The organism is Microbulbifer hydrolyticus, assembly GCF_009931115.1.
Lineage (GTDB): Bacteria > Pseudomonadota > Gammaproteobacteria > Pseudomonadales > Cellvibrionaceae > Microbulbifer > Microbulbifer hydrolyticus.
The window spans coordinates 1687363-1699732 of record NZ_CP047491.1 but is presented as its reverse complement, the minus strand read 5'-3'; the positions used below and the strand labels follow the sequence as shown (position 1 = coordinate 1699732).

At 56.8% G+C, this 12370-nt stretch carries 10 protein-coding genes; 4 read left to right on the top strand and 6 right to left on the bottom strand.

The window, feature by feature from the left end; all coding sequences use genetic code 11:
- Positions 1-282: 282 nt before the first annotated feature.
- The 4 genes from GTQ55_RS07175 to GTQ55_RS07160 all read left to right on the top strand — a co-directional run bounded on the left by GTQ55_RS07175 (position 283) and on the right by GTQ55_RS07160 (position 5292).
- A complete protein-coding gene (locus GTQ55_RS07175; RefSeq protein ID WP_161858118.1) occupies positions 283-1476 on the top strand; it encodes an MFS transporter in 1194 nt (397 codons plus the stop codon).
- A 203-nt stretch (positions 1477-1679) separates the two neighbouring features.
- Positions 1680-3710: a M1 family metallopeptidase gene (locus tag GTQ55_RS07170; protein WP_161858117.1), complete on the top strand. Its 2031-nt coding sequence runs from the start codon at positions 1680-1682 to the stop codon at positions 3708-3710.
- Positions 3707-4324 (top strand): NlpC/P60 family protein, encoded by a 618-nt coding sequence (locus GTQ55_RS07165; RefSeq protein ID WP_237567870.1) that lies wholly within the window; start codon positions 3707-3709, stop codon positions 4322-4324. The genes GTQ55_RS07170 and GTQ55_RS07165 overlap by 4 nt, the downstream gene beginning before the upstream one ends.
- The gene (locus tag GTQ55_RS07160; RefSeq protein WP_237567869.1) at positions 4309-5292 is read left to right on the top strand and encodes an N-acetylmuramoyl-L-alanine amidase; all 984 of its coding nucleotides are present in this window, start codon (positions 4309-4311) and stop codon (positions 5290-5292) included. The genes GTQ55_RS07165 and GTQ55_RS07160 overlap by 16 nt, the downstream gene beginning before the upstream one ends.
- 93 nt (positions 5293-5385) lie before the next feature.
- On the opposite strand, the gene GTQ55_RS07155 is transcribed toward GTQ55_RS07160, so the two are convergent.
- From GTQ55_RS07155 to GTQ55_RS07130, 6 genes are all read right to left on the bottom strand, one after another.
- Positions 5386-6342 carry a glutamate cyclase domain-containing protein gene (locus GTQ55_RS07155; RefSeq protein WP_161858116.1) on the bottom strand — a complete coding sequence of 319 codons (957 nt, stop codon included), beginning with the start codon at positions 6340-6342 and terminating at the stop codon, positions 5386-5388.
- Complete coding sequence (locus GTQ55_RS07150; protein ID WP_183946562.1) at positions 6335-7315, bottom strand: 5-oxoprolinase subunit C family protein; 981 nt, start codon at positions 7313-7315, stop codon at positions 6335-6337. Before GTQ55_RS07150 ends, GTQ55_RS07155 begins: the two co-directional genes overlap by 8 nt.
- Positions 7308-8012 carry a 5-oxoprolinase subunit B family protein gene (locus GTQ55_RS07145; protein WP_161858114.1) on the bottom strand — a complete coding sequence of 235 codons (705 nt, stop codon included), beginning with the start codon at positions 8010-8012 and terminating at the stop codon, positions 7308-7310. Before GTQ55_RS07145 ends, GTQ55_RS07150 begins: the two co-directional genes overlap by 8 nt.
- 10 nt (positions 8013-8022) lie before the next feature.
- Positions 8023-8832 (bottom strand): putative hydro-lyase, encoded by an 810-nt coding sequence (locus tag GTQ55_RS07140; RefSeq protein ID WP_161858113.1) that lies wholly within the window; start codon positions 8830-8832, stop codon positions 8023-8025.
- Positions 8829-10271 (bottom strand): amidase, encoded by a 1443-nt coding sequence (locus GTQ55_RS07135; protein WP_161858112.1) that lies wholly within the window; start codon positions 10269-10271, stop codon positions 8829-8831. Before GTQ55_RS07135 ends, GTQ55_RS07140 begins: the two co-directional genes overlap by 4 nt.
- 142 nt (positions 10272-10413) lie before the next feature.
- Positions 10414-12270: a glycoside hydrolase family 3 N-terminal domain-containing protein gene (locus GTQ55_RS07130; RefSeq protein ID WP_161858111.1), complete on the bottom strand. Its 1857-nt coding sequence runs from the start codon at positions 12268-12270 to the stop codon at positions 10414-10416.
- Between the last annotated feature and the right edge of the window lie 100 nt (positions 12271-12370).

The following is a 12370-nucleotide window of genomic DNA, read 5'->3' as shown; positions in this document are numbered from 1 at the left end:
AAAGCACATTTTTTACGCCACCTTGAATCCCGTATCCTGCAATCACATACGGGAGGAAATTTAACCAGTCGGGGGTACGGAACACTTGTAGGGCAAAGCACGCCCTTCAACTGCATAAAAAAACGTGCACCTATCGCCCAGGCCGATTGGCAATAACTGGCTCTGTTTTTTTTGACTCGTACACTGGATCACGCACATTTATTGATCCGGACATTTGCGGTGTTGACCGGTCAGCTTGCACCGCCCGATATCCGGCACCGTCACAAAAAATAAGCACAACCCATGCATACCAAAGACAGCCATTCATACCGTCCCGACAGCTTCGCCAATCTCACAAGCCTGCTACTGGTGGCGATGATGGGAGCTTCCATTCTCACCTTGCTGCCACTATGGGTGGGAGGGTTGAGCGACAGGGGGCTTTTCACTCAGCAACAAACCGGCTGGCTTGCCGCCGCTGATGTGATTGGGATATTTGTCAGCTCTGCGTCGGCAATTTTCTGGGTGCGCAAAGTGCCGTGGCGCGCCGTCGTCCTATCTGGCCTGACATGTTTCCTGCTGGGCAACCTCGCCAGTCTGGGCGCGGAGGATTTCACCACGCTGATGGCGATCCGCATCATCGCGGGTATCGGGTGTGGCTCTGCCTACGCTGTTGCGCTCGCCGCCCTCGGAGATCACCGGAATCCGCAAATGGCTTTTGGCCTGATGGTCGCGGCACAGGTATTTTTCGGCACCGTGGGCTTTTTTGCGGTGCCGCGCATCATGGCGCAACTGCAGATCGACGGCTTCTTTCACTACCTGAATGGTTGGCTGGTACTGACACTGCTCAGCTGTATGCTGGCATTTCCCAGGTCACAAAAGCCCGAGGCCTTACCGCAGGAGACAGTGTTCGGCACCCTGTTAAATGGACGTTCACTGCTCGTATTCGGCACCACAGTGGTGTATTACTGCGGCGTATCCGCGGTTTGGGCCTATCTCGAGCGCATTGGACTGGAAATGGGGCTTGAAAGCGCGCGCGTCGGGGACCTCCTCGGCATTGGTTTTGCCATCAGTGGTCTGGGTTCTCTCGCGACGCCCTGGCTGACCGCTCGCATTGGCCGAGTGCCCACCCTTACCTTAGCCATGATGTTGCAGATCGCCACCATGGCCGCACTGATCGGCGGCAACACCCTGGATGCCTACCTGCTTTATGCCTCCACTTCGATCGTATTCCAGTTCTTCTGGAGTTTCTCGCTGCCTTTGCTGATGGATCAGTTCAACCGTGTGGATGATACCGGGCGTTTTATCGTACTGTGCGCCAGCGCTTTCAAGGTGGGAGAAATTGTCGGGCCACCCCTGGCGGCAGCCCTGATCATCAACAACAATTTTGTACCTGTGCTGATACTGGGCATTATCTGCATGGCTCTCACGCTTATGATGGCAGCCATCACTGAGCGCCGCCAAATTCCCGTGGCACAGCCAGCGGTGAGCCCCGCATGAATCTATTCAGAGCGCGCCGACACGGTCGAGCAACTGCGGTAACACCATCACCACCAAGGGCCCACCTTGTTGCCGTGCGCGCTCTGGTTCCCGTATTGCTGCTTTCCGCCACGGGTTTCTGGGCAAACAAGTCAGTCGCCCTACCCCCTTTGGCGACCAAGGATCCTTTCTCTAAACTGACACAGTCCGATTTGGGCCTCGGGGTGTATCGCAGTCGCAATGGTCTGCCAGCGGAAAACTACTGGCAGCAGCAGGTAGATTACATACTGTCCGCCACGCTGGAGCCTGCCCACAACCGAATCCGGGCCAGCGCCCAGATCCGTTATCAGAACAACTCCCCGGATCAACTACCACAGCTATTTTTTGCGCTCGACCACAATGCCCTGCAAGAGGACAGTGCAGCCGCTTACAATCTTTTGGCGACTGGAAACGAACGCAGTCGCAAGCGCAGCCTGGCACGCATGCCTGCGAGCGGTTTCGAGGTTTCTTCAGTAACCAATAGCGCGGGTCACCCTCTTGAATGGCATGTTCGCGATACGATACTGCAAGTATCTCTCCCCCAGTCCCTGGATGCGGGAAAGTCCACAACGCTCAAGATTGACTGGTCTCTAACACTTACCGATAAAGTCGCCACCGGCGCCCGCAGTGGTTACGAGTCGCTGGCAGATGGCGCCCGAATTTTTGTCGCCGCACAATGGTTCCCGCGCGCACTGGCGTATACGGATTACGCTGGCTGGCAGCTCAAGCCGTTTCTCCAGCAGGGAGAGTTTTCCACCGAATTTGGCAACTACCAGGTTACCATTGAAGCACCCAGCCACTATACGGTAGCAGCCAGCGGCATACTGCAAAATGCAGCGCAAGTACTGGACGACGTGCAGTTACAGCAATGGAAAAGCGAGTCACAAACGCCCGTCTGGATGATTGATCCACAAGCGGCAATAGCAAACCGCGTGCGTAAGGATCGTCACGGCCGCAAGCGCTGGCAGTTCTCCGGGGAGGACTTGCGGGATTTCGCGTTCGCAACTTCTGCAGCATTCCAGTGGCAGCTAACCGTCGATCAACAAGGACGCAAACTACAGCAGTTTTTTCCCGTGGAAGCAGGACCGCTGTGGGAAAGATTCGGGCTACCGGCAATAGCGCATACACTCGATACTTTTGATCACGCTCTGGCGCCACTGCAAATGCCCAGCGTGAGCATTGTCAATGCGGCCGGTATTGGTATGGAATACCCGGGGCTAGCAACTATTGCCACGCGCCCGGAGCGCGTCTCCGCCACTGCAGCGCGGCCACCATGGGATGCGCTAACCAAATACGATTTTATCGGCAGTGTCATTCACGAGGTTGGCCACAACTATCTCCCCATGCAAATCAATACTGACGAACGGGAGTGGGCGTGGCTGGACGAGGGCCTGGTGAGCTTTATCGAGTACCGCGCCGAGCACAGCTGGGAACCAAATTTTGACGTAATCTATGGCGAGCCCCGCTCTATTGTGGACTACACCGCGAGCGCCATTCACCAGCCGATCATGAGCAGTGCTGATAGTTTGCACGGCAAGATCGACAACGCCTACAACAAAACCGCCAGCGTTCTGAATATATTGCGGCACCTGGTACTGGAGCCCGAAGTTTTTGATGCGGCACTTGCGGACTTTGCCCACGCCTGGCAGGGCAAGCGTCCCGTACCGGGCGACCTGTTCCGGGCGCTGGAGACAGCAGCAGCTACCGATCTCAGTTGGTTCTGGCGCAGCTGGTTTTATGAAAGTGCGAGTATTGATCTGGCAATAAGACATGTCCGCAGTGATGACATAGACCTCGCCCTCACCTTCTCCGACGTTTCGCCGCCCCCGCCACTGGCACTTACCGTAGGCGGCATCAATGGATTCGTGGTCGAGCGCGATACTACTCTGGCAGATCAATACAGTCGTGGACTTCCCCCGATCCCTACCAGGAATGCCCCGCTTTCCCTTAACGTTGGCGACCAGCACCAATGGTACACATTAGTGCTGGCGAACCGTGGCGGGGGGATCTTGCCGATTCCATTACAGCTCGAGCTGGAAGATGGCTCACGACATGACCTCAAGGTACCGGCACAGGCCTGGATGCGTGCACAGCGCCAGCAGCTGACCCTGCAGCTACCACTCGAGAAAAGACTTGATGCTGTGTGCATCGATCCACTCTGGCTGTTACCGGATACCCAAAGAAACAATAATTGCGTGGAAATTAAAACACCATGAATAGAGCGTTCTTACCTTTCTTCCTGGCCGGGCTAGTGCAACTCTCAGCCTGTGAAGACTCTGATATCGCTGAACGACAGCACTCAGCCGATATGGCCAAAGCGTCTCTTTCCGGTCAGACAGACGTAATTTCACCCCAGCAGTCAACGCGTCTTGTCCTGGGGGAGAAGCTGGTGGCGGAGGCCCTACCCTGGGAAAACAGAGAGTATCGCATCGGCGAGGCAGAACAGTGCATGAACTGGACGCGGGAAATTCTGGTCGCAGCCTGCGGTGAACACTTTGCCACTCTGGAAACAGAATCCCCATGGGACGGCCATCTGCTGGGGCCAGAGGATGAGCTGTTACCGGAACATGTTGACTCTCTCGCATCCGATGAATTTGGGCAGAAGGTGAAGGCCATTGATGCGCTGCAAGCGGGTGACCTGGTTTTTCTTAAGAACACCTACGGTGACTGGGCGGAAGGCGTACTCACTCATGTGGGTATTGCACTCGGCGATGGCCGTTATATTCACCGCATGACTTCCAATGATGGACTGGTAAAGATTGACTCCATTCCCACTGCAGACTTTGATTCTGGTATTCGACTGAAGGACTCACTATGTCAAACCCAATAATGCAAGGCGTCCAGCGCGCCGCCGGCCTTCTCGCAGCATTTGCCAGCACTGGATTATTGACGGCCTGTGTCAGCACCAGTGCCGGCCTGAACCACGAAAGTGAAGACTACGAGATCGAAGTGGTAAAATCCCAGAATGCCAGCGAGCGAGTGCGCTTCCTGGTTATGCATTTCACGGCCATCGACTTTGACACCTCCCTACGGGTACTGACCCAGCCGAGCTCGGCGCCGGTAAGCTCACATTACCTGGTGCCAGAAAGCGACGATCCTAGCTACCCCCACGATGATCTTCGGGTGTACCAGCTTGTAGACGAGACCCGCCGCGCCTGGCATGCCGGGCCCAGCCTGTGGGAAGACCGCAGTCAGCTGAACGATCACTCTATTGGTATCGAGATCGTAAACAAGAGCCACTGCCATCCTCCTGCAGAATCCACTCCGGAAGCCGAGGAGGAAGCGGTCTGCTTTTTTCCGGATTTTGATCCAAAACAGATTGAGCTGGTTACGGCACTATCCAAGGATATTCTTGCCCGCTACCCTGACATAACGCCGACACGGGTTATTGGTCACGGCGATATCATCCCGCAATGGAAAATCGATCCGGGCCCCAAATTTCCGTGGCAACAACTGGCGGAGGCTGGTATCGGCGCCTGGTATGATGACGAGACCGTCAAGCGACACCTGGATTATCTGAGCGGGAACACCACCAGTGATCGCGATAGTGTACGCCAGCGATTTGCACAATGGTTGCGGGATTATGGCTACGGAATAGACCCTGCAGCTGCGACAGAAGACGAGATTTCGCTCTACACGCGTGCGTTTCAGTATCATTTCAGGCCGTGGAAAGTCGACGGTGAAGTGGACAACCAAACCCGTGCCATCCTGCTTGCACTGCTTGAAAAATATTTTCCGGACAAGCTGAGTGGTTACCCGGATATCAACACCAGGGTACTGGCGGTGAAGGATTCCTGATACCTGATACCTGATACAGAAAGGTGCGATAGTGATATCCGCCGGGGCCATCACGGTTGTGGTCCCGGCGGAAGAAAGGCAATACCGGAGAGCTTAGGCCAGAGCCTCGGCCAAAGGGTCTTGCGATACGGCAGGGCTTTCAATTTCGCTCACACAGAATGGGTGAGACAGAGCCTTGACCCCCTCTATAAACGAAAGACTGCGCGACAAGGGTAATCCATCTTCGGTAGCCGTGACGGCTCCGGTCACCCCGTCTACCACCCCCTCCATTACCAATGCTTGCAGACACTGTGCGAGGGAAAAACCATCCAATAGCGGACGTCTTACACAAGCAGACGCTTGTGCCAGCAGCGCGTATGCACCCCAATTGGACACATCCGCAATCACCAACTCGTCAGTTGATGCATGAGCGCAGGCGATCGGCATATCTTCCAGCCTGCACCGCAGCATTCCCATTCCGAGCTCATTGCCACCATCGGCGATAGCCAGGGTAGGACATTCCACCGCTCTCAGTAGCAACTCCCACTCCAGTGTACTCGCACTGATGTCTTCGAAGCGCATGTTGCGGTAGCGACCATCAGATCCACTGCCGGGCACCTCAATAAAAATGACCAGAGTCGGGCGGAAATCAACACTGAAAGCTTTCAGTTGAGCGGCTGTGTTCTTTGGATCAACCGCAAAGATACTGGCCGCCAGCCCTTCACCATCCGGCACTGCCTGTGGTAGTGCCTTCGCCATCGCCTGCGCGTACTCGGTGATACCCAGCAGCGCAACTTTCGAGCCTATCTTCCGCAGCCCGTGCGCCAGAGCAATGGCCCCGGCCGGTCCGTCGGTTTCAAAGCTGTTGCCCATGGGGAAACCACTGACAATCGCTACTCGCTGCCGGTCTCGCAATAGTGTCTCTACGGCCGACTGCAAATATCCCCGATATCCGCTGTCGCGAATTGTACCCATTCCGCGCAGGTTGCACGCCACCATTAAAGATTCCAGCTGCGCGGAGAGGTGCATAGTGTCTGCACGGTGAAACCTATCCAGAACCAAATTATCCATAATTGCGTTCTCTATATCGGCAAAAAAACTGTTTTTGCAGTAGTAATTCGTGTCGGGACTCGGCCGCATCACCAAGTGAGAACTGAACTTCCACACCCGATCGGGCCTGTGCCAAAAGGTCCAGATCCACCCGGTACACATGTCCGAGCTTTGGATAACCACCGATGGTCTGGCAATCCTGCATCAGCACGATAGGCAGGCCACTGGCAGGGACCTGTATCGCTCCGCTACTCACCGCCTCCGAAGTGAGGCTGCCCGGTGGGTTTTCCAAAGGACGGCCCTGTAGCCGTACGCCCATACGGTCTGACTCCGCGGCAACCTGGAAGCGGGAAGCGAAGAACTGCTGCACACTTGCTGGGGGAAATTTATTGAACTGGTTTGATGGCACCACCCGCAGCCGCATAGCATTGCCATACACACGACAAAACTGCGTGGGCACCCGCCGGATTACCCCCGCTGCAGCCTGGTGGGGTGAAAACTTCAGTACGTCCCCTTGCTTTAACGGACTTCCATTGCCAAGCAACCCTCCCAGCCCCTCGCCCACGCTGGTCGCACTGCTACCGCAGATCCCCGGTGCGTCGACACCTCCAGGGAACGCGAGATAGGCGCGTAGCCCTGCGCTCGCCATCGATGCCTCCAGCAGGCTGCCCGGCTGCGCGCGGTGAGACTGCCAATTCGCGATGGGACGCCCATCCAATCTCCACTGTACTTCGGCACCTGCAACAGAAAATTCACTGGCGTAATCAAAACGCACACGGAAGTTGCCGAGAAAAATCTCCACTAAAACCGCGTCGCTTGCATTACCCAGCAACCGATTTGCCCACCCCGCTGCATGGCTGTCGGCAACACCGCCGACGCCAACGCCCAGATGCTGATAACCAGTGCGTCCGTTATCCTGAAGCATTGCTAACGGCCCCGGGGATATCACTTGCACGGTACCCTGTGCTTTCGATTCTGCGGTGTCGTCACGCATCCAGCTGCCCTCCCAGGGCCAGGTATTCCTCTCTTTCTACCGGCTTGAATCGCACCCGGTCTCCGACCGCGAGCAGTACACTGGGTGCGCCATTCACGCATGAGAACAGTGGTGTGGGGCAGCGTCCGATCAGATTCCAGCCGCCCGGACTGGCCGACGGGTAAATTGCGGCCTGGGTACCAGCGATAGCGACAGCACCCGCCGGAACCCGCTTGCGTGGGGTGTCCAGGCGAGGCAACCGCAGCGGTTCCGGAGTGCTTCCCATAAATGCGAACCCCGGACGAAAACCCAGAGCAAATACCCGATAAGTCTCGGCGGCGTGCAGGTGGGCTACATCTTCAATACACATACCGGCGGCCTGCGCCACGCGCAACGCATCGGGTGCAACATCACCACCATAGTAAACCGGCAATGTGATCAGCTTGCCGTCAGCCGAGGCCGCTTGCGCCAGCGGCTCAACGGGGAGGTCGTCCGCTATCGAGCGAAGCACGCTGCAGACACTGAAGTAGTCGGTACGGAGCAGGTCAAAGTACACCGTGACACTACAGTATGAAGGCACTACATCAAGCAGCAGGTCTCCCAGTGCCATTTTTGCCCTGTCCACAAAGGCGAGTACCCGTGTGAGCGTGGATTCATCCGCGCGCTCAGCGAGATAGACGCAAATCGAGGTATCGCCGGCATCCACAATCTGAAACATGTGGACTCACTCAGTGCCAGTCCAACGCGCGGATGTCCGTTACCGACTCCATTTCCGTGTTTTGTCGGTCGGAAATCAACATATGGCCCGGCGCATGCGTGATACAAAAATCCAGCCCTGCATTGCGCAGCGCTTCAATCGCGGTCACTCCACAAGCCCAGAACGCGGTGAGCTCACCCGGATTGACCGTGACAGCGTCGCCATAATCCGGCGCGGCGATATCCCGGATCCCGAGAGCAGCCGGGTCTCCTGCGTACACCGGTGCACCATGCACCAGGGGGTACTGGCCAGATACCTCGCAAGCACGATCAATACCTTCGCCACTAAACGGACGCATGCTCACCACCAGATTCGCATGGAACCTTTCAGTAGCACTGCAATTGCGGTTGGTGCGATACATGGGAACATTGCGACCCTCGCTGATGTTGCGCACTTCAAGGCCTGCGCTAATCAACGCCTCTTCAAAAGAGAACGAGCAACCCAGGGCAAAAGTAACCAGATCTTCGCGCCAGTAGTCGCGCACGTCGGTCACTTCCTGTGCGCTCTCCCCGGCGCGATGAATCAGGTAGCGGGGTACATCGGTGCGTATGTCAATGCCCTCCCCCAGCGCAGGCAACAGGAATTGCCCCGGATCCGCACGGTGTAAAAGTGCACAGGCACGCTTGTTCAGCGCGCAGAATTCAGCAAATTCGTCCGCAACTTGCGCAGGTACTATTGCAATATTTGCCTGGACATACCCCGCCGCCAGTCCCGATGTGGGACCGCAGAAGCGACCGGCACGTATTTCTGATCGAATCACTTTCGCACACTGCTTGATCATGCACTGATTGCCTGTTTTGACAGCGGCGCATTGTCCGCCCGGATAAACATTCCCTGCGCAGACTCGATAGCAAGTCCCAGCTGCAGCAGGGCACCATCTGCATAGGGGTGGCCTACCAACTGCACTCCCGTAGGCACGCCGTTGTCGGCAATACCACTGGGCATTGAAAGCACCGGGCACCGACTCAGGGTGTTGAAGGGGTACGTCATAAACCAGCCTTTTACAGGATCGACTTCGACGCCACCGATTTCGATCCGATCGCGACTGTAGTCGAAGTCTGCCTTGACCCGGGTAGTACATACGGTCGGGCAAAGCAGGAAGTCGACGTTACGGAACACCTGCTCCAACGACTGCCACATGTGCTGGGCGTAGTCATTGGCCTCGAGTATCCGCTGAGGTGAAGCCGCCGACGAGAGTGAAAAGTAGTGGCGCACGTAGCTGGTCAACTTTTCACGATATTGCGGGTGATCAAATTTATCACGCAACATCTGCCCCATTTGTGCGCCCTGGTGAATTTGTGCCGTGCGGATACAGCGCTCGTCCCAGTCGAGCTCCACCATATCCACCTGCGCCCCCTGGTCACGCAGGCGCTTGGCAAAAGCCAGCGTATTTAAACGTACATCGGAATCGAGCTGGAAGAAGCCCAGGTCGAGAGACAGACCAATACGCAGCCCACGCAAGTCCAGCGGCGTGTCAGATACCGCCTCTTTGGGCAGCTGTGACATGAGGTCGACCGAATGAGGGCCCGAAAGAAGGTTGTAGAGCATCACCATGTCACGTGCGCTTCGCGTCAGCATGCCGTGATGTACATAGGGGTCCACATTATATGGCGGGATTTCCGGAATCCTTCCGTGTGAAGCCTTTAACCCGAGCAGCCCACATTGCGAGGCAGGAATTCGCACAGACCCACCCATGTCCGTTCCATTGGCAATGGTACAGAGCCCAGCGGCTAATGCGGCGGCGGAGCCACCAGACGATCCACCCGGAGTGATAGCGGTATTCCAGGGATTGCGGGTGACGCCCCACAAGTCTGACCAGGTATAGGAAGCCACCGAAAATTCCGGCGTGGCGGTGCGGGCGTGAAAGATTGCCCCGGCTGCCAGCAAGCGCTCAGGCACCGGATCGGTAACATCCGCCACATTGTCTTTGAGCAAATGCGATCCATTCGTGGTGACTTCACCACGAATGTAAGTCTCATCCTTGATTGCGGCAATCAGGCCTTCCAGCGGGCGCGCAGTACCGTCCATGTATGCCTGCTCCGCAGCGCGGGCTTGCCCTCGCGCGCGCTCAAACATTTTCCGGGTGAACGCGTTGATTTCACCACCAATCTGCTCAAAGCGTTCAATCTGCGCGGCCAGTACCTCTACCGGAGAAACTTCGCGCTGCTGATAGCGCTGCAGTACTTCGCAGGCGTCGAGGTAACACAAATCCGTTCGCATGGTGCACCTGTTATTTTTCTAACTTCGATACCCGCAAGTGTGAACGACGGGCCCGTGAGAATTAAATGACTAACCACAGGCGCAACCGATAGAAATAGCGACGCAAATCTGGCCGTTGATACCAACGCTCTGGGCGCTCGCCCTACCCTTCGCTGGACATGTCGACACCATCCATATCAGTAGTCTGCGCCTGCAATTCTGTCGCGGACATGACAGTGACCGGGACCCGCCCTGTCGGCTCACCGGAATTTACCAGCGCCCTGGCGATAGCGTGATAAACCGGCCCCTCGAGATTCTGATCCGGGCCTACAAATGCCTTGTAATCGAAGCTCGCGAGATGCACATCCGCCAGGGATTCGAACACGGCAGACTCGTATGGAGAGCGCATGGAGATAAAGACCGTTTTCGCATCCTGGGCGCGTGCAGACAGCAGGGACTGCCGGTAGATCGCATACAGCGAAGGAATGTCCAACTGGCGACGCTGCAGTGTCTGCAAATCCTCCATACCGCCGAGCTCAACCGCACTCTCCGCGGGCACGATACTGGCCACCAACAACACATCTGCGGCGGCTGCGGCAATGTCGGCGACAGCGCTCTCGGGCTCAAGCACAGAAACGTTCGCCTCGGTCACGTCCTTCAGCGCGATACGAAATGCTTCGCCGATCATCCGGTTGGGTGCCAAAACCTGAATATGCGAAACGTGCTCGTCTATTACCGGGAGTGTCGACGCCGATAGCGGGAACACGCTGGACAGCGCCGCAGATGCCAGCTCGGAAGCGAGCGCACGATGCTGCGGCGCTGACAGCGCGACGCGTGCCGCCTCTACCGCAGTCTCGATGTCCTGCTCTGTTTTGGTGGCCGGCGCGAACATCTGCTTCAGCGTCAGTATACGGGCGAAGGATTCATCCAGCTCCTGCTGTGAGAGCTCACCTGCCTCCACCGCTTCCGCCACAACTTCAATCAAAGCACTAATACGAGGAATATCTTCCGGATAGCGAACTTTGATTGGCATCAAGGCAATATCGGCACCGGCCTGAAAGGTTTTCACCACCGCATCTTCAGGAGAGAAATAGTCGCTGATACCGGCCATATTCAGCGAGTCGGTAACGATAACCCCTTGATAGCCCATTTCATTCCGCAGAATTCCGTGCAAAATTTTTCGCGACAGGGTCGCTGGCACCAGAATTTCGTCACCATTTTTTGACTTGAGGACAGTGTCATCGAGCGCGGGATACTGGATGTGGGCGGTCATGGTCAGCGCCGGTTGCGCATTGGCTATCACCTGCTTGAACGGCAGCAAGTCAATCGCGTGGGCATCCTCCAGCGTGCGCTCGACCCGCGGCAAGCCGGTGTGGCTGTCCACACTGGTATCACCATGACCGGGGAAGTGTTTGACTGTCGCGGCAATGCCCTGCTGCTGGAACGCTGCCACCGCAGCGGTTCCGAGATCGGCAACCATTGGCGCCGACTCACCATACGAGCGCACATTGATCACGGGGTTCTGCGGATTACTGTTCACATCCAGCGTGGGTGCAAAATTGACATTGAACCCAAGTGCCTGCAATTGCTCTGCCATCGCGGTGGCAGTGGTTGCTGCGAAATGTTCACCGTGACGAGGATAGGTTGCGCCAATAGCCATATTGCCGGCGAAAGCGGCAGCCTCATTCCGCGGCAAACGATTGACACGTCCACCCTCCTGGTCGATACCAATCAGCAGCGGCAGGCCGCTCGCGGCGCTGGCCGCCGCGCCCTGCAGTTGACGGTTGAGACGCACCATCTGCGCGCTATCTGCCAAATTATCAGCGAACAGAATAATGCCGCCGATATCGTTGTCAGCGATCATGCGCCGCAGGTCCTGAGGCAGAGCCGTCACCGCCTGATCGCAGTGGCTGTTACCGGCCTTGCCCTCCGCCGGGCGCTGCATTTGTGGGCAGTAGTAGCGGATATCCAGCATCAGCTTCTGCGCAATTTTCTGGCGCAGGTCCAACTCCGGACTCACCGCTTGTTCAGTCCCCGTTTCCGGCGCACCACACGCGGCAAGCATCACTGCCGTCGCGGTGAGGGAGCAGAATATTATGGCCCTGGACAAGGAAGCATAT

Bases quoted from the DNA above. Each gene is read 5' to 3' on its own strand.
- GTQ55_RS07175 (WP_161858118.1), top strand. From the start codon at position 283: ATGCATACCAAAGACAGCCATTCATACCGTCCCGACAGCTTCGCCAAT.
- GTQ55_RS07165 (WP_237567870.1), top strand. From the start codon at position 3,707: ATGAATAGAGCGTTCTTACCTTTCTTCCTGGCCGGGCTAGTGCAACTC.
- GTQ55_RS07160 (WP_237567869.1), top strand. From the start codon at position 4,309: ATGTCAAACCCAATAATGCAAGGCGTCCAGCGCGCCGCCGGCCTTCTC.
- GTQ55_RS07155 (WP_161858116.1), bottom strand. From the start codon at position 6,342: ATGGATAATTTGGTTCTGGATAGGTTTCACCGTGCAGACACTATGCAC.
- GTQ55_RS07150 (WP_183946562.1), bottom strand. From the start codon at position 7,315: ATGCGTGACGACACCGCAGAATCGAAAGCACAGGGTACCGTGCAAGTG.
- GTQ55_RS07145 (WP_161858114.1), bottom strand. From the start codon at position 8,012: ATGTTTCAGATTGTGGATGCCGGCGATACCTCGATTTGCGTCTATCTC.
- GTQ55_RS07140 (WP_161858113.1), bottom strand. From the start codon at position 8,832: ATGATCAAGCAGTGTGCGAAAGTGATTCGATCAGAAATACGTGCCGGT.
- GTQ55_RS07135 (WP_161858112.1), bottom strand. From the start codon at position 10,271: ATGCGAACGGATTTGTGTTACCTCGACGCCTGCGAAGTACTGCAGCGC.